14 protein-coding genes, 1 tRNA gene and 1 pseudogene are annotated in these 16,547 nt (G+C 68.3%); 12 read left to right on the top strand and 4 right to left on the bottom strand.

The features are described 5' to 3' along the window. Positions 1-10 precede the first annotated feature (10 nt). From ACZ7L1_RS33390 to ACZ7L1_RS33380, 3 genes and pseudogenes are all read left to right on the top strand, one after another. Positions 11-190: a hypothetical protein gene (locus tag ACZ7L1_RS33390; RefSeq protein WP_471442614.1), complete on the top strand. Its 180-nt coding sequence runs from the start codon at positions 11-13 to the stop codon at positions 188-190. Positions 191-486: 296 nt separating this feature from the next. Then, positions 487-1,047: a hypothetical protein gene (locus tag ACZ7L1_RS33385; RefSeq protein WP_471442612.1), complete on the top strand. Its 561-nt coding sequence runs from the start codon at positions 487-489 to the stop codon at positions 1,045-1,047. A 223-nt stretch (positions 1,048-1,270) separates the two neighbouring features. After that, positions 1,271-1,501, top strand: a pseudogene (locus ACZ7L1_RS33380) (tyrosine-type recombinase/integrase); the annotation flags it as partial. A 49-nt stretch (positions 1,502-1,550) separates the two neighbouring features. Here ACZ7L1_RS33380 and ACZ7L1_RS33375 read toward each other — a convergent pair. Then, positions 1,551-1,624: transfer RNA gene (locus tag ACZ7L1_RS33375), tRNA-Gly, on the bottom strand. A 526-nt stretch (positions 1,625-2,150) separates the two neighbouring features. Here ACZ7L1_RS33375 and dcd point away from each other — a divergent pair. Both dcd and ACZ7L1_RS33365 read left to right on the top strand, forming a co-directional pair. After that, a complete protein-coding gene (gene dcd / locus ACZ7L1_RS33370) occupies positions 2,151-2,726 on the top strand; it encodes a dCTP deaminase (protein ID WP_471442610.1) in 576 nt (191 codons plus the stop codon). A gap of 7 nt (positions 2,727-2,733) precedes the next feature. Continuing rightward, a complete protein-coding gene (locus tag ACZ7L1_RS33365; protein WP_471442608.1) occupies positions 2,734-3,246 on the top strand; it encodes a phosphoribosyltransferase in 513 nt (170 codons plus the stop codon). Positions 3,247-3,494: 248 nt separating this feature from the next. On the opposite strand, the gene ACZ7L1_RS33360 is transcribed toward ACZ7L1_RS33365, so the two are convergent. Together ACZ7L1_RS33360 and ACZ7L1_RS33355 are read right to left on the bottom strand one after the other, a co-directional pair. Beyond that, on the bottom strand, positions 3,495-4,385 hold the full coding sequence (locus ACZ7L1_RS33360; protein WP_471442606.1) for a Yip1 family protein: 891 nt from the start codon (positions 4,383-4,385) through the stop codon (positions 3,495-3,497). 277 nt (positions 4,386-4,662) lie between these two features. Next, positions 4,663-6,951, bottom strand: coding sequence for a (Fe-S)-binding protein (locus ACZ7L1_RS33355; protein ID WP_471442604.1), 2,289 nt, complete (start codon positions 6,949-6,951; stop codon positions 4,663-4,665). A gap of 572 nt (positions 6,952-7,523) precedes the next feature. On the opposite strand from ACZ7L1_RS33355, the gene dnaK reads away from it, so the two are divergent. The 6 genes from dnaK (at position 7,524) to ACZ7L1_RS33325 (ending at position 14,822) form a co-directional block, all read left to right on the top strand. Next, entirely contained in the window at positions 7,524-9,371 is a 1,848-nt protein-coding gene (gene dnaK / locus ACZ7L1_RS33350; protein ID WP_471442602.1) for a molecular chaperone DnaK, read from the top strand. After that, the gene (gene grpE / locus ACZ7L1_RS33345) at positions 9,368-10,027 is read left to right on the top strand and encodes a nucleotide exchange factor GrpE (RefSeq protein ID WP_471442600.1); all 660 of its coding nucleotides are present in this window, start codon (positions 9,368-9,370) and stop codon (positions 10,025-10,027) included. The genes dnaK and grpE overlap by 4 nt, the downstream gene beginning before the upstream one ends. A gap of 39 nt (positions 10,028-10,066) precedes the next feature. After that, positions 10,067-11,233, top strand: coding sequence for a molecular chaperone DnaJ (gene dnaJ / locus ACZ7L1_RS33340; RefSeq protein ID WP_471442598.1), 1,167 nt, complete (start codon positions 10,067-10,069; stop codon positions 11,231-11,233). A 4-nt stretch (positions 11,234-11,237) separates the two neighbouring features. Next, positions 11,238-11,687 carry a heat shock protein transcriptional repressor HspR gene (locus tag ACZ7L1_RS33335; protein ID WP_471442596.1) on the top strand — a complete coding sequence of 150 codons (450 nt, stop codon included), beginning with the start codon at positions 11,238-11,240 and terminating at the stop codon, positions 11,685-11,687. Between the two features lie 543 nt (positions 11,688-12,230). After that, positions 12,231-13,337 (top strand): sugar ABC transporter substrate-binding protein, encoded by a 1,107-nt coding sequence (locus tag ACZ7L1_RS33330; RefSeq protein ID WP_471442594.1) that lies wholly within the window; start codon positions 12,231-12,233, stop codon positions 13,335-13,337. Positions 13,338-13,784: 447 nt separating this feature from the next. Beyond that, positions 13,785-14,822, top strand: coding sequence for a helix-turn-helix transcriptional regulator (locus ACZ7L1_RS33325; RefSeq protein ID WP_471442592.1), 1,038 nt, complete (start codon positions 13,785-13,787; stop codon positions 14,820-14,822). A 12-nt stretch (positions 14,823-14,834) separates the two neighbouring features. Here the strand turns inward: ACZ7L1_RS33325 and ACZ7L1_RS33320 are convergent, their stop codons facing one another. After that, positions 14,835-15,845, bottom strand: coding sequence for a helix-turn-helix transcriptional regulator (locus ACZ7L1_RS33320; protein ID WP_471442590.1), 1,011 nt, complete (start codon positions 15,843-15,845; stop codon positions 14,835-14,837). A 310-nt stretch (positions 15,846-16,155) separates the two neighbouring features. Here ACZ7L1_RS33320 and ACZ7L1_RS33315 point away from each other — a divergent pair, with 310 nt between their 5' ends. Next, positions 16,156-16,491 (top strand): Rieske (2Fe-2S) protein, encoded by a 336-nt coding sequence (locus ACZ7L1_RS33315; RefSeq protein ID WP_200422238.1) that lies wholly within the window; start codon positions 16,156-16,158, stop codon positions 16,489-16,491. The last annotated feature ends 56 nt before the right edge of the window (positions 16,492-16,547 follow it).

Raw genomic sequence — 16,547 nt, 5'->3', positions numbered from 1 at the left:
TATGCGGGTCTTGTTCTGGTTCGTCGGCGCTTTCTTCGGCCTGGTCGCACTGATCACTATCTTCATTTCTTTTTCTGAATGGGATATTCGCAAAAAAGATCTGAAAAGGGCAAATGACAAGACTTTCCTGGGATTTGCATGCGTGGGGGTCGTTTCAGTAGCACTTGCGCTACTCTTCTGGTCACTGTAAACGTGCACGCCTTACGAGGCCCAGGCTTTGAGGTGCGGCTTCATCCTTATCAGGTCGATCACGGGGAGTTGGTGGCATCGGTCAACTCGCTCCTGGCCGCCGTCGGGCGTCTGCTGTGAGCCGGGTCTGACCGCCGCTGTCCGTGCCTGTTGGTGTCAGCCGCTGATGTCAGGTGCCAGGGCCCTCTTCACGGATCGGCCCGTCGCGCCCTTACAGCCCGTTCGGCCTTTCCCGCACGCCAGATAACGAGCGCTCGTAAGATCATCTGGTCATCGTGAGGCATGAACGGGGGCCAGATGGGGGAAAGCGAGCAGTTCGTGACGATAGCGGCCGTCCTGCTTGGCGCGCTGTCTACTCACTTCACCAATCACCTGATGGAGCGGAGCAAGAACCGCTACCAACTCATGACTCGGTGGGACGACAAGAAGGTCGAGGCCTATGCGGCGTACATGGATGCGGTGAAGTGGCGCATCGCCGCATGCGTCCGGGTGTACGAGGCCAAAGAGGGGCTGGCCGAAGATCACAGGTCTGAGGAGGAGATTCGCGCGGACTTGTTCCAAGCGAGCCGACAATGGGGGTCCGCCTTCGAGCGGGTCATGCTCCTCGGCTGTGACGATGCGATCGAGGCCGGCCATGAGCTGAACGTACTGCTCTCTGAGATCACTTGGCAGGCGACTGGGAAGATCACCGGAACTCTCAGCGAATGGCGGGAACGGCATCGCGCCGCGTTCCGAGCGATCAACACCTTCCATGAAGCGGCCCGGCAAGACCTGGGCATCCAAGGGAGAGTCACGGGCGAGAGGCACCCGCAGCGCGACCTCTTGCTCCCACCCTCACGCGATGCAGCGGAAGACTGATCTCCCTCAGCCCACCACTCACCCCAGCTCCCATCCCGTACGCCGTCGACCCACACACCGTGGAGCGGGCGTGGTTCCTGGCGTCCAGGTGGAGCGCGCCACTGTACGAACGACCTGGACGCCAGGGGCCGCGTCTGCTCGGCTCTGCCTGGGTCGATGGTGTACGGGAGGGGAGCCCCCGACATCTGCCACGACGGACCTGGGGTCGGCGACGGCGCCCCCTCGTCACACCGGACACACCCTGTCGACGCGCTCCGGTGCCACGCTCAAGGACACGATGGTCCGCGCGGGGCAGTCCTCGGAGAGGGCGGCGCTGATCTATCAGCACTCCGACGAGGAGCGCCAGGAGGAGGTCGCCGCGGGCCTCGACGCCACCGTCCGGAAGGCTCGAGCCGCCGCAGCTCGGAAGGCCCCCGACAAGCCTTCTGGCACGAATCTGGCACGCGGCGAGTGATCACCGAGGACAGCAAAAAGGCCCGGGTCTGTGACCTGGGCCTTCGTCGTGGAGCGGGTGACGAGAATCGAACTCGCGCTCTCAGCTTGGGAAGCTGATGTTCTACCATTAAACTACACCCGCGTAAGTCCCGACCGGAGATCCGGTCCCGGAACGCTGCTCACTGTACCTCATCCCGGACCCCCGGTGCTCGCGCCCTGGGGTCCGGTGTCGTTGCGGGGTGTGGATGTGGCTGCGGGCAGCCGGAGTTGGGGCGTACGGTGGTGGGGTAGCGGTGGGGTTGTGTGCGGTCGGAGTGCCGCCTGGAGGGCCGTCCCTTTCATCCCGTAATGTGGCGTTCGTCGTCCGTCACGGCAGTGAGACGAAGCCTCTTGGGGAAGGGACTCTGAGGACTTGATGGAGCGCACCGTCGTCCGTTGTGCCGAAGGGCACGTGTTCAGCACCGCTTCGTTCCCGATGCAGCAGGCCGAGCGCCTCGGCCCCGGCCGGCTCGTCCGGTGTCCCCGCTGCGCCCGGCTCCGCAGCGCGGTGCCGGTGACCTTGCAGAAGCAGTAGCGGCAGGAGCGGAGAGGCCTCAGCGGCCAGCGGTTCGGGCGCGTGGAGTCGTCGCGATTGTGGTGGCTCCGCGCGCCTTGCGTATTCTCAGGGCGTGCTTCTCTCAGACAAGGACATCCGGACCGAGATCGACAAGGGGCGGGTCCTGATCGACCCGTTCGATCCGACCATGGTGCAGCCCTCGAGCATCGACGTGCGGCTCGACCGCTACTTCCGGGTGTTCGAGAACCACAGGTACCCCCACATCGACCCCTCCGTCGAGCAGGTCGACCTCACGCGGCTCGTCGAGCCCGAGGGCGACGAGCCGTTCATCCTGCATCCCGGGGAGTTCGTGCTGGCCTCGACCTACGAGGTCATCACCCTGCCCGATGACCTCGCTTCGCGGCTCGAGGGCAAGAGCTCCCTCGGACGGCTGGGGCTCGTCACCCACTCCACCGCCGGGTTCATCGACCCCGGCTTCTCCGGGCACGTCACGCTCGAGCTGTCGAACCTCGCCACCCTTCCGATCAAGCTCTGGCCGGGCATGAAGATCGGGCAGCTGTGCATGTTCCGGCTGAGCTCGCCGGCCGAGTTCCCCTACGGCAGCGAGCGGTACGGTTCGCGCTACCAGGGCCAGCGCGGTCCCACGCCGTCCCGTTCCTTCCTGAACTTCCACCGGACGCAGGTGTGAGCGGGACATGACGAGCGACGCACGGGAGAACCTGACCTACGAGGACTTCGGACGCGCCGTCCGGGAACTCGCCCAGACCATCGCCGACGACGGCTACGAGCCCGACATCGTGCTCAGCATCGCGCGCGGCGGAGTGTTCGTGGCCGGCGGGCTCGCGTACGCCCTGGACTGCAAGAACATCCACCTGGTCAATGTGGAGTTCTACACCGGTGTGGGCACCACGCTCGACATGCCCGTGATGCTCGCCCCGGTCCCCAACGCGATCGACTTCACCGACAAGAAGGTCCTGATCGCCGACGACGTGGCCGACACCGGCAAGACGCTGAAACTCGTGCACGACTTCTGCGTGGAGACCGTCGCCGAGGTCCGCTCCGCGGTGATCTACGAGAAGTCCCAGTCGCTGGTGAAGTGCGAGTACGTGTGGAAGCGGACCGATGACTGGATCAACTTCCCGTGGTCCGTGCTGCCTCCGGTCCGGAAGGCCGGGACGCCGGTCACGCCTTCCAAAGAGGCCCTCTGAGGGCCTGCGGGCATGGCTCCGGGGCCGGCTCCGGTCCCCGGGTGGCCCGAACCCCCTCGACGCGCCTCAGGAGCTGACCTGAGCCGTCGCCCCCGAACGGACGGTGCCGGCCGACTCGGGGGCTCGCGGTCGCGCCGGGGCTGCGGTTCGTCGGGGACTCGGCGTCCCTGTCCGGGCGGCCTGGTCACAGCCAAGGCCCCGGCGCACTCGGCGCCGGGCCTTGGTCGGAGCCGTTCGAAGCCGTGCGGCTAGAACGTCCCCAGCTTGATGATCGACAGGATCGCGATCAGCTGGATCGCCGACGCGCCCAGAGCCTTCGGCCAGGGCAGGTCGTGGGACTTGGAGACCATCACGGTCAGCAGCGCGCCCGCCGCGACCCAGGTCGCCCAGCCCAGGAGCTGGACGAAGGACGCGTCGCCGCCGAAGAACATCGCGACGACCAGGCGTGGTGCGTCCGTGATGGACATGATCAGCATGGACAGGCCGACCGTGGGCTGCCAGGCGCCGTCGCCGCCGAGCTGGCGGGCCAGGGTGTGGGTGACCACGCCCAGGATGAAGGAGCTGATCACGATCGCCACTGCGGTCGTCAGGACGATCGGGATCGCGCTGGAGAGCGTGGCGTTGATCGCGTCCTGACGGGCGCCGTCGAAGCCGAAGACCGCGAGCAGGCCGTACAGGAACGTCACGATGAGGGCCGGCCCCCACATCGTGTAGTCCCGCATCTGGAGGAACGTCTGGGTCGGGGACAGCACGATGCCCCGCAGCAGCTCCTTCCAGTGCAGCCGCGGACCGGCAGGCGGCGTCGAGGCCTGGCCCGCGCGGTAGGTCTGACTCTCGTTGTAGGGGTCCTCGCCGACGGAGAACGCCTGGGTGTGGCCCGGGTTGTTGGCCGCGTAGGGATCCGTGGTGTGGGGGTGGCCCTGGCCGTCGTCGCCGAAGTACTCCGGCTCGCCCTGGGGCTGCGGCGCCTGCCACTGCGGGCGGCCGCCGTAGGGCTGTGCCCCGCCGTACTGCTGCTGAGGCGCGGCGGGGTAGCCGTACGAGGAGGCCTGCGGCGCCTGCCGGCCGTTCGGCGGTTGCTGCGGTCGCGCTTGAGGAGCGCGGGCCTCCCGGCCGCGCCCGATCCTGAATCCAGCCACGTCTTCGAACGTACCTGTTCCCGGAGGGTGACGTGCCGGGTCCGGGGCCGAGGGCCCGCTTTGCTGCCGAGCTGTGACATCCCCTAAGGGGCCGTCAGGCGGGGAATCAGGGACGTCTCAGTGTGCCGTCGATGTTTGCGCTGCGCCCCGGACGTAGGTGACCCGGCAACGGCCGAGGGGCCGGGGTCGCCTTCCGCGATCCCGGCCCCTCGGCTGCTGCACCTTTCGGCGTTGCGCCCTTGGGCGCTGTGCCCTTCGGGGGTGTATGGCCGCCCTGTTACTTCACCGGTTCCGGCTCCGGCGTGCTCTCCGCGTCCGCCTGGCCCGCCGGCGGCTCGTCGACCGGCGTCTTGACGGAGTCGAGGAGCAGCTGGGCCACGTCCACGACCTGGATGGACTCCTTGGCCTTGCCGTCGTTCTTCTTGCCGTTCACCGAGTCCGTGAGCATGACCAGGCAGAACGGGCAGGCCGTCGAGACGATGTCCGGGTTGAGGGAGAGGGCCTCGTCGACGCGCTCGTTGTTGATGCGCTTGCCGATCCGCTCCTCCATCCACATCCGGGCGCCACCGGCGCCGCAGCAGAAGCCGCGCTCCTTGTGGCGGTGCATCTCCTCGTTGCGCAGGCCCGGGACCTTGCCGATGATCTCGCGCGGGGGCGTGTAGATCTTGTTGTGGCGGCCCAGGTAGCACGGGTCGTGGTAGGTGATGATGCCCTCGACCGGGGTGACCGGGACCAGTTTGCCCTCGTCGACGAGGTGCTGGAGCAGCTGGGTGTGGTGGATGACCTCGTAGTCGCCGCCGAGCTGCGGGTACTCGTTGCCGATGGTGTTCAGGCAGTGCGGGCAGGTGGCGACGATCTTCTTCGCCGACTTCGGCTTCCTGGTCGAGGGGTCGACGTTGCCGTCCTCGTCGAGGGACTCGCCGAACGCCATGTTCAGGGCCGCCACGTTCTCCATGCCGAGCTCCTGGAAGAGGGGCTCGTTGCCCAGGCGGCGGGCGGAGTCACCGGTGCACTTCTCGTCGCCGCCCATGATCGCGAACTTCACGCCCGCGATGTGCAGCAGCTCGGCGAAGGCCTTGGTGGTCTTCTTCGCGCGGTCCTCCAGGGCGCCCGCGCAGCCGACCCAGTACAGGTACTCGACCTCGGTGAGGTCCTCGATGTCCCGGCCGACGACCGGCACCTCGAAGTCGACCTCCTTGGTCCACTCCAGGCGCTGCTTCTTGGCCAGGCCCCAGGGGTTGCCCTTCTTCTCCAGGTTCTTGAGCATCGTGCCCGCCTCGGACGGGAACGCGGACTCGATCATCACCTGGTAGCGGCGCATGTCGACGATGTGGTCGACGTGCTCGATGTCGACCGGGCACTGCTCGACGCAGGCGCCGCAGGTGGTGCAGGACCACAGCACGTCCGGGTCGATGACGCCGTTCTCCTCGGCGGTGCCGATCAGCGGGCGCTCGGCCTCGGCCAGCGCGGAGGCGGGCACCGAAGCAAGCTGCTCCTCGGACGCCTTCTCCTCGCCCTCCATGGTCTTGCCGCCGCCGGCCAGCAGGTACGGCGCCTTGGCGTGCGCGTGGTCCCGCAGGGACATGATCAGGAGCTTCGGGGAGAGCGGCTTGCCCGTGTTCCAGGCGGGGCACTGCGACTGGCAGCGGCCGCACTCGGTGCAGGTGGAGAAGTCCAGCAGGCCCTTCCAGGAGAACTGCTCGACCTGGGAGACGCCGAAGACGTCGTCGTCGCCGGGGTCGGTGAAGTCGATCGGCTTGCCGCCGCTCGTCATCGGCTGGAGAGCGCCCAGGGCCGTACCGCCGTCGCTCTCCCGCTTGAACCAGATGTTCGGGAAGGCGAGGAAGCGGTGCCATGCGATACCCATGTCCGTCTTCAGCGAGACCGTGATCATCCAGATGAAGGACGTCGCGATCTTGATCATCGCCACCAGGTAGACCAGGTTCTGCAGGGTGCCGACGCCCAGGCCGTGGAAGGCGGCGACCAGCGGGTACGAGGCGAAGTACCCGGCCTCGTAGTGGTCGACGCCGGCCAGGGCGCCCTCCAGGCCGCGCAGTGTCATGATCGCCAGGCCGATGATCAGGATCACGGACTCGACGAAGTAGGCCTGGCCGAAGTTGGAGCCCGCGAACCGGGACTTGCGTCCGGGCCGGGTGGGCAGCGACAGCTGGCGGATGACGATCAGGGTGAGGATGCCGAGCGTCGTCATGGTGCCGACGACCTCGACGAACAGCTCGTACGGCAGCCAGTGCCCGATGATCGGCAGCGCCCAGTCGGCCTCGAAGAGCTGCCCGAAGGCGTTGATCAGGGTCAGGACCAGGGTGAAGAAGCCCACCGCCACGAACCAGTGTGCGACGCCGACGATGCCCCAGCGGTTCATGCGGGTGTGGCCGAGGAATTCCTTGACCACGGTGACGGTGCGCTGCTTGGGGTCGTTGGTACGGGTGCCGGCGGGCACGTTCTGTCCGAGCCGCACGAAGCGGTAGATCTGGCCGATGGCTCGGGCGAACAGCGCCACGCCGACCACGGCCAGGACCAGCGACACGATGATCGCGGCGAGTTGCATTTGGGGGCTCCTCGGGCCTGCGAGGGGTTTCCTCCGTGTACTTCCTGTGTACTCCGAAGGCGGTGATTACTAAGCGGTAACTTATGCAGTCCGTCTGAGACTACCCACTTATGCCGCCGCACTGTAGTGGCGCAAGCGGTGATCTGCGTCGCTGTGGGTTTCGGTCGCCGTCGGGACCCGCGCCCGCGCGGTCCTGGCCCGCGACCGGGGACTGGTCCGTTCCGGGGACGGTGTTACGGGGTGCTGGACGTGAGCCCTGGGGGCGCGGGCCCGTGGTGCCGCGGACGGTGAGTCGGCTCGGTGTACGACACCGCCCGCTTGGTACACGTCGGTGTGCGCCTCGCTGCGCTGTCCGCCCGCCCCACTTCCCTCAGTGGTCCCCGCGGTGGGTCTCGCCATGAACTGTACTGCCGTCCCCGGCGTCCCGAACCAGCCCTCACCTGCGGTGATTCTCTGGTTGCCGTATGGCGTGGGAAAGAAGTTGAGTCGATTGGGCTCAGGTCTGTTGACGCCGCGCCGACCCTCGTGCATCCTTGAGCCTGTTCCACTCAAGTCAGCTGGAGGAATTCACCATGGCACGTGCGGTCGGCATCGACCTGGGCACGACTAACTCCGTCGTCAGCGTTCTGGAGGGCGGCGAGCCCACCGTCATCACCAACGCCGAGGGTGCCAGGACCACGCCGTCCGTCGTCGCCTTCGCCAAGAACGGCGAGGTGCTCGTCGGCGAGGTCGCCAAGCGCCAGGCGGTCACGAACGTGGACCGGACCATCCGCTCGGTGAAGCGCCACATGGGCACCGACTGGAAGATCCAGCTCGACGGCAAGGACTTCAACCCGCAGCAGATCTCCGCGTTCATCCTGCAGAAGCTGAAGCGGGACGCCGAGGCGTACCTGGGCGAGAAGGTGACCGACGCGGTCATCACCGTCCCGGCCTACTTCAACGACTCCGAGCGCCAGGCGACGAAGGAGGCCGGCGAGATCGCCGGTCTGAACGTCCTGCGTATCGTCAACGAGCCGACCGCGGCCGCGCTCGCCTACGGCCTCGACAAGGACGACCAGACGATCCTCGTCTTCGACCTCGGTGGCGGCACCTTCGACGTGTCCCTCCTGGAGATCGGCGACGGCGTCGTCGAGGTGAAGGCCACCAACGGTGACAACCACCTCGGTGGTGACGACTGGGACCAGCGCATCGTCGACTACCTGGTCAAGCAGTTCCAGTCCGGCCACGGCGTGGACCTGTCCAAGGACAAGATGGCTCTGCAGCGTCTGCGTGAGGCTGCCGAGAAGGCGAAGATCGAGCTGTCCTCGTCCACCGAGACCTCGATCAACCTGCCCTACATCACCGCGTCCGCCGAGGGCCCGCTGCACCTGGACGAGAAGCTCACCCGGGCTCAGTTCCAGCAGCTGACGGCCGACCTGCTGGAGCGCTGCAAGACGCCGTTCCACAACGTCATCAAGGACGCCGGCATCTCCATCAACGAGATCGACCACGTCGTCCTCGTCGGTGGCTCCACCCGTATGCCCGCCGTCGCCGAGCTCGTCAAGGAGCTGACCGGCGGCAAGGAGGCCAACAAGGGTGTGAACCCGGACGAGGTCGTCGCCATCGGCGCCTCGCTCCAGGCCGGTGTCCTCAAGGGCGAGGTCAAGGACGTCCTGCTCCTCGACGTCACCCCGCTGTCCCTCGGCATCGAGACCAAGGGCGGCATCATGACCAAGCTGATCGAGCGCAACACCACGATCCCGACCAAGCGCTCGGAGATCTTCACGACGGCGGAGGACAACCAGCCGTCGGTGCAGATCCAGGTCTACCAGGGCGAGCGCGAGATCGCGGCGTACAACAAGAAGCTCGGCATGTTCGAGCTGACCGGTCTGCCGCCGGCGCCGCGTGGCGTCCCGCAGATCGAGGTCTCCTTCGACATCGACGCCAACGGCATCATGCACGTCACGGCGAAGGACCTCGGCACCGGCAAGGAGCAGAAGATGACCGTCACCGGCGGCTCCTCGCTCCCGAAGGAAGAGGTCGACCGCATGCGCGAGGAGGCCGAGCGCTACGCGGAGGAGGACCACAAGCGCCGCGAGGCCGCCGAGGCCCGCAACCAGGGCGAGCAGCTCGTCTACCAGACCGAGAAGTTCCTCAAGGACAACGAGGACAAGGTCCCCGGCGAGATCAAGGCCGAGGTCGAGGCCGCGGTCGGCGAGCTGAAGGAAGCCCTCAAGGGCGAGGACACGGCCGAGATCCGCTCCGCCACCGAGAAGGTCGCGGCCGTCTCGCAGAAGCTCGGTCAGGCCATGTACGCCGACGCCCAGGCCGCGCAGGCCGCCGACGGCGGTGCTTCGGCCGGTGCCGGTGAGGCCAAGGCCGACGACGACGTGGTGGACGCCGAGATCGTCGACGACGAGCGGAAGGACGGTGCCGCGTGACGGAGGAGACCCCGGGCTTCGAGGAGAAGCCCGACGTCCCCTCCGGCGCCACCCCTGATGACGCCGAGCCGCAGGCCGCCTCCCCCTCTTCGGAGGAGGCGGCGGCCCCGGCGGGGGACGCAAGCGACAACAACGCCGGTCTGGTGGCCCAGCTGGACCAGGTGCGCAAGGCGCTCGGCGAGCGCACGGCGGACCTCCAGCGCCTCCAGGCCGAGTACCAGAACTACCGCCGCCGCGTCGAGCGCGACCGGATCGCGGTCAAGGAGATCGCCGTCGCGAACCTCCTGGCCGAACTCCTGCCCGTACTCGACGACATCGGCCGCGCGCGGGAACACGGCGAACTGGTGGGCGGTTTCAAGTCCGTCGCCGAGTCGCTGGAGACCGTCGCGGCGAAGATGGGTCTGCAGCAGTTCGGCAAGGAGGGCGAGCCCTTCGACCCGACCATCCACGAGGCCCTGATGCACAGCTACGCGCCCGACGTCACCGAGACGACGTGCGTGGCGATTCTGCAGCCCGGGTATCGCTTCGGCGAGCGCACCATCCGACCCGCGCGGGTGGCCGTGGCCGAGCCGCAGCCGGGAGCGCAGACGGTCAAGGCCGAGGAGACCGGCGAGGCGGGCGACGACAAGGAGAACGGTGGCCCGGACGAGGGCTGACGTACACCACGAACGCGTAGGGAAGGAGGGACGTCGGGGATGAGCACCAAGGACTTCATCGAGAAGGACTACTACAAGGTCCTCGGCGTCCCCAAGGACGCCACCGAGGCCGAGATCAAGAAGGCGTACCGGAAGCTCGCCCGCGAGTTCCACCCGGACGCCAACAAGGGCAACGCCAAGGCGGAGGAACGTTTCAAGGAGATCTCCGAGGCGAACGACGTCCTCGGCGACCCCAAGAAGCGCAAGGAGTACGACGAGGCCCGCGCCCTGTTCGGCAACGGCGGCTTCCGTCCCGGCCCCGGGGCGGGCGGCTCGTTCAACTTCGACCTGGGCGACCTCTTCGGCGGCCAGGGCGGCGCCGGGGGCGGCTTCGGCGGTGGTCTCGGTGACGTCTTCGGGGGCCTGTTCAACCGTGGCGGCGGCGCGGGCACGCGTACGCAGCCCAGGCGCGGCCAGGACATCGAGTCCGAGGTCACGCTGAGCTTCATGGAGGCGGTGGACGGGGCGACCGTGCCGCTGCGCATGTCCTCGCAGTCACCGTGCAAGGCCTGTTCGGGCACCGGCGACAAGAACGGCACGCCGCGCGTGTGCCCGACCTGTGTCGGCACCGGGCAGGTGGCGCGCGGCTCGGGCGGCGGCTTCTCGCTGACCGACCCGTGCCCGGACTGCAAGGGCCGCGGGCTGATCGCGGAGGACCCGTGCGAGGTCTGCAAGGGCAGCGGCCGGGCCAAGTCGTCCCGGACGATGCAGGTGCGCATCCCGGCGGGCGTGTCCGACGGGCAGCGCATCCGGCTGCGCGGCAAGGGCGCGCCCGGCGAGCGGGGCGGCCCGGCCGGTGACCTGTACGTGGTCGTGCACGTCAATCCGCATCCCGTCTTCGGTCGCAAGGGCGACAACCTGACGGTCACCGTTCCGGTGACCTTCGCGGAGGCGGCGCTCGGCGCCGACATCCGGGTGCCCACCCTGGGCGGGCCCCCGGTGACGCTGAAGCTGCCCCCCGGCACGCCGAACGGGCGTACGATGCGCGCCCGTGGAAAGGGCGCGGTCCGCAAGGACGGCACCCGCGGCGACCTGCTGGTCACCGTGGAGGTGAGTGTCCCGAAGGACGTGTCGGGGAAGGCTCGTGACGCGCTGGAGGCGTATCGCGAGGCAACCGCGGGTGAGGACCCGCGGGCGGAGCTGTTCCAGGCCGCGAAGGGAGCATGACCAGATGGACGGGCGTCGACGCAACCCGTATGAGCTGACCGAGGACACCCCGGTCTACGTCATCTCGGTGGCGGCCCAGCTCTCCGGACTGCACCCGCAGACGCTGCGCCAGTACGACCGTCTGGGGCTCGTGTCCCCGGACCGCACCGCGGGGCGGGGCCGGCGCTACTCGGCCCGTGACATCGAACTGCTCCGCCAGGTGCAGCAGTTGTCGCAGGACGAGGGCATCAACCTGGCCGGTATCAAGCGCATCATCGAACTGGAGAACCAGGTCGCCGCGCTCCAGTCCCGCGTCGCGGAGCTCCAGGCCGCCCTTGACGGCGCGGCGGCGGCCATGCGCCAGCGGGAGGCGGCCGTCCACGCGTCCTACCGCCGTGACCTGGTGCCGTATCAGGAGGTCCAGCAGACCAGCGCGCTGGTGGTGTGGCGGCCGAAGCGGCAACAGCAGGACTGAGTGGAACACGGTGAAGGGGCCCGCGGAACACCGCGGGCCCCTTCATCGTGCCAGAACCGGCCGGTACAGGGTCGTGCCGACGGGTGCGGTGGTGTCGGTCCACACCCAGCCGCGCGAGCACGACGGCGGTGGCCGCCGCGGCGGTCGTGCGTCGTCTGGCTTGGTTCATTCGGTCCTCTGATCGGATCGGGACTCTTCTGGAGCGAGGGCGGCGAGACCTGTCTGTCGACTGTGATGCGGATCACGCGTCCCGGGATTTGACCAAGGAGGCGGCACTGCCAGGCAGTTGACTACACGTCAGTTCGCGATCGCTCCAGGTGACGGAGTGGGTAGGCGTCAGGCTGAGACGCGGAAGCAGTCCCCACACGACGCTCTCTTGGTTTTCACTTGACTCGCACAGTGATCCTGTTGCCATCTCGTTAACCGGTAGTTCTTGACGCTGCCCACCGTCCCCGCGTTGGCTTTCAGCCACCTGGGTCGCAACGCTGCTCCCTCGCCCGGAAGGCACCTGATGTGAACGTTCGTACCACCCGTAGGACCGCTGTGCGTCGTACCGCCATAGCCCTGGCCGCCTCGGCGTCGGCCGTCTCGCTCGCCGCGTGCGGCGTCATCGACGGAGTCGGCGGCAGCAGCAGCTCCGCCACGCCGAAGAAGGGCAACGACATCACGGTCGGTCTCCTTCTGCCCGAGAAGGAGAACCCGCGGTACGACAGGTTCGACTACCCCATCATCAAGAAGCAGGTCGCCTCCCTCACCGACAACAAGGGCAAGGTCCTGTACGCCAACGCCGACGCCGACGCGGCCGCGCAGAACAAGCAGCTCGACCAGATGATCGCCGACAAGGCGGACGTGCTGCTGGTGGACGCGGTCGACGCCAAGGCCATCGCGCCGGGCGTGCAGAAGGCCAAGGACGCGGGCATCCCGGTCATCGCCTACGACCGGCTCGCCCAGGGCCCCATCGACGCGTACATCTCCTTCGACAACGAACTGGTCGGCCAGGTGCAGGGCCGCGCCCTCATGGACGCACTCGGCGCCAAGGCCTCGAGCAGCAAGATCGTCATGATGAACGGCTCGCCCACCGACCCGAACGCGGCGCAGTTCAAGGAGGGCGCGCTCAGCGAGCTCCAGGGCAAGGTCAACATCGTCAAGTCCTTCGACACCAAGGACTGGAAGCCGGAGAACGCCAAGGCGAACATGGCCGAGGCGATCCGGGCCGTCGGGCTGAGCAACATCGCCGCGGTCTACTCCGCGAACGACGGCATGGCCGGCGCCGTCATCGACGCGCTGAAGGAGGCGGGCGTCAGCAAGGTGCCGCCGGTGACCGGGCAGGACGCGGCGCTGGACGCGGTGCAGCGGATCGTCTCCGGTGAGCAGTACATGAGCGTGTACAAGTCGTACCCGGACGAGGCGAACAACGCCGCGGAGATGGCCGTGGCCAAGGTCCAGGGCCGCTCGATCGAGTTCGACGCACTGACCCGTGACCATGTCGACAGCCCGACGGAGAAGAACATCCCGTCGATGCTCGTGCCGGTGGTCGCCCTCACGAGGGACAACATCAAGGACACGGTGATCCAGGACGGCATCTACACCGTCAAGGACATCTGCACCGCGAAGTACAAGGCGGACTGCTCCGCGATCAACCTGCACTAAGAGCCCCGGAAGGGCCTGTCGTCACCCGCGTCGCCCGCCGTGGTAGCGGCTCAGGTCACCACTGTGCGGACGGCACAGGCCTGGCGCGCCTTCGGGGTACCCGGCGACCGGCGAGCCGGTCCGGGCCCCGGCCGTGCCCCCTGCGACCCGCGCCCCCAAGGGGGCGCGGGTCGCGGCCTGTCCGGATCGAGGAGTTCCGCCGACGGGCCCGTCAGCTTGGTGCAGCGGAAGTTCCGGAGGTGGGCCGAAACCCGCATGTTCGGGGGCAAGGGCGGGCGTTGTGGCGGGGGAGCCGTGTTGCGGTGGCGGGCGGGTCCGCGCATAGTTGCGCTGCGAAGGCGTGCGGGGCGCGGCGCGGACGGCGCGCGTCCGCGTGCGTGAGGGAGTCGCCGGCGGGCCGCGTCGCGTGGGACGCGGGAGCCGGGAGTCGTAAGCCAGGGGTGGAAGATGGCCGGGCACGGGACGGACGCGCATCCGCACGGCGCTGACCGGCTCTGCGAGGCCGGGACCCGCGTGTACTCCCGGGCCGTGCGTCGCGGCCGGGTGCCCCGCGCCGACGCCGCGAAGGTGCCGTGCCTGCTGGAGCTGGCGCTGCTGCACCCCGACCCCGACGACATGGACTGGCTGGTGCCCACCGCCCCGCAGGAGGTCATGACCCGGCTGCTGCGCGGTGTGCACGAGGAGGTCTCCGCGAGTCGGGCGCGGGTCGGCACGGCGGTGGCCGCCGTCGAGTGGTACGCCGGGCTGGGCGGCCGTGAGCAGGGCTCCCAGGAGGGCGTGGCGATCCGTGTGCTGGACGGGCTGACGCGGATCCGCGCCGCCATGGACGAGGCGACGGAACAGTGCACGACCGAGGTGCTGACCGTGCAGCCGGGGGGTATCCGCCGCGAGGACGAACTGGCCGAGGGGCTGCCGCGGGCGCTGGAGATGCGCCGGCGGGGTGTGCGCATGCGCGACCTGTACACGCATGTCGCCCGGCACGGCCAGGGCCTGCACACCTACATGGAGCTCATGGGCGACGCGGCCGAGGCGCGCACCCTGGACGAGGTGCCCGAGCGGCTGATCGTGTTCGACCGCACCGTCGCCTTCATCCCCGCGAACGCGGACCGCACGATCGCGCTGGAGCTGCGACATCCGGCCATCATCGAGTACCTGGTGACCGTCTTCGAACGTTTGTGGCGTCTGGCGATCCCGCTCACCTCACCGCTGCCCGAGACGGGCATCGACGGCATCACCCACCGGGAGCGCTCCATCGCGGCGCTGCTCGCCGAGGGTCACCAGGACGCGGTGGTCGCCGAACGGCTGGGCATCAGCGTCCGCACCTGCCGCGCGCACATCGCCCGGTTGTCCGAGACCCTGGGCGCGGCGAGCCGTACGCAGCTCGGGGTGAGGATCGCCCAGACGGGCCTGGACGGTCCGCCGCACGCGCCCGAGTTGCTGCCGGTCACCGCTCCGGGCGCTCCGGAATCCCCCACCGAGCTGTAGAACCCTCGCGCTTCAGTGCTCCTCCTTCAGGAGGCCCGACTGGGCGATGAGGTAGCCGAGTTGGGCACGGCTGCCGCTGCCCAGAGCCTGGGCCAGCTTGGCGATGTGGGCCCGGCAGGTGCGGACGTTCATCCCCAGCCGGCGGGCGATGGCCTCGTCGACGTGACCCTCCACCAGAAGCTTGGCGATGGAGCGCTGGACGCCGGTGATGCCGTCGCGGGCGGGTTCGTAGGGCACTTCCTCGCGCAGGGGGGTGGCGCGGCGCCAGAGGTGCTCGAAAACCTTGATCAGATATTTGACGAGGCCGGGATGGCGGAGTTCGAGGGCCACTTGCTGGTCGTCGTGCGCCGGGACGAAGGCAACCGTCTCGTCGCAGATGATGAGCCGCCCTATGAGTTCCTCCAGCGTGCGGATCTCGACCTTGCCGCGTGACATGACCTCCACGTACGCCATGGTTCCCAGACTGTGGCGCACGGTGTGCTGGTAGAGCGTGCGCATGCTCACGCCGCGTTCCATCAGGGGACGGTCCCGCTCGAGGGCCTGCCTCAGGATGTGCTCGCTGCGTCCGCCACCCGGCTGCACGGTCAGGACCTCGTGACGGCATTCGGCCGTGGCGAGGTTGAGCGCCGCGTTGATCCGGTCGGAGCCCTCGAGCACGGTGATGGCATGGGTGGGGGCAGGGGCCAGGGCGCTGAGCGCCATGAACGGCTCGAAGGATTCGGTCAGTTCGATGGAGATCCGCCGACGGTCCAGGATCTCCCGCTCCAGCGGATGCAGCCGTTGGGCGAGCGCGACGGACGGCGGAACCGGCCGCAACCAGTTCTCGTCGTCAGGATCCGGGTGCAGCAACGCGAACTCCAGGAGGCAGGGAGCGTCCTTGATCTCCGACCGGGCGATACGGCCGGTGCTCAACGCGCTTGCATAAAGCTGTGTCCCCTCCTCACAGAGATCGGTAATCGCGTGTGGATGTGTCCCTTTCGGATAGTTATTAGGCAAATCTCCACCCCCCAGGGTCCTGAACATGCAGGAACATGATGCATCGACCCTGTGGCATTGACGTGCCTGAATGAGCCATCGTCTTGGTGGCACGGGGGAAGGAAACTCGTTGAGTGAGGACGAAGCCGACTATGTACAAGAGAATGCTTCGATCGGCGCTTGCCGTTGCCTTCTCTGCGGCCGTGGTCTTCGGTGCCGGGGCGGGGACGGCGCAGGCGGTCGGCGTCGCCAAGCTGGACACCGGCTGGGGTGCCAGTGAGCCGACGGGGATCGTCGCGACGCCGGCGGACACCGGTTGGGGGGCGAGTGCGCCTCTCGCCGCGCCGGGGACGACCTCATGACCACCCCGCCCGACGACCGGTCCTTCCGCCGGGAAATGGCCACCGCCTACCGCTCGGGCTGGCACTTCATCGACCTGGCCACCGCCATCCCCCACAGCGGTGACTCGTTGATGGTGACCGTGTTCGGGGAGCCCGTCGTCGTCACCCGGGACGAGGACGAGGACGTGCGGGCGTACCGGCTGCTGCGGCGGCCTCGGGGAGCGCCGCAGCCTGTGCGGTGCGCCATCCGGTACGGAATGATCTTTGTGAACCTGGACCAGCGTGACCACCGGCTGTCCGAGGCGGACAGCCCGGAAGTGAGGACCATCTCAGCCACCCCCCGCAGTGCCTGACGCGATTCCCCCGTCGTAACAAATCGCTCAGGTGCTTCCCCCCGCAGCGGCGTCAC

Source organism: Streptomyces sp. NPDC107546 (assembly GCF_055639175.1).
This window is presented reverse-complemented; position numbering and strand designations above follow the sequence as displayed.

Excerpts from the sequence above, each read along its gene's own strand:
- ACZ7L1_RS33355 (WP_471442604.1), bottom strand. The coding sequence starts at position 6,951 with ATGCAACTCGCCGCGATCATCGTGTCGCTGGTCCTGGCCGTGGTCGGC.
- ACZ7L1_RS33385 (WP_471442612.1), top strand. The coding sequence starts at position 487 with ATGGGGGAAAGCGAGCAGTTCGTGACGATAGCGGCCGTCCTGCTTGGC.
- dnaJ (WP_471442598.1), top strand. The coding sequence starts at position 10,067 with ATGAGCACCAAGGACTTCATCGAGAAGGACTACTACAAGGTCCTCGGC.
- ACZ7L1_RS33320 (WP_471442590.1), bottom strand. The coding sequence starts at position 15,845 with ATGTTCAGGACCCTGGGGGGTGGAGATTTGCCTAATAACTATCCGAAA.
- ACZ7L1_RS33335 (WP_471442596.1), top strand. The coding sequence starts at position 11,238 with ATGGACGGGCGTCGACGCAACCCGTATGAGCTGACCGAGGACACCCCG.
- dnaK (WP_471442602.1), top strand. The coding sequence starts at position 7,524 with ATGGCACGTGCGGTCGGCATCGACCTGGGCACGACTAACTCCGTCGTC.
- ACZ7L1_RS33365 (WP_471442608.1), top strand. The coding sequence starts at position 2,734 with ATGACGAGCGACGCACGGGAGAACCTGACCTACGAGGACTTCGGACGC.
- ACZ7L1_RS33325 (WP_471442592.1), top strand. The coding sequence starts at position 13,785 with ATGGCCGGGCACGGGACGGACGCGCATCCGCACGGCGCTGACCGGCTC.
- ACZ7L1_RS33315 (WP_200422238.1), top strand. The coding sequence starts at position 16,156 with ATGACCACCCCGCCCGACGACCGGTCCTTCCGCCGGGAAATGGCCACC.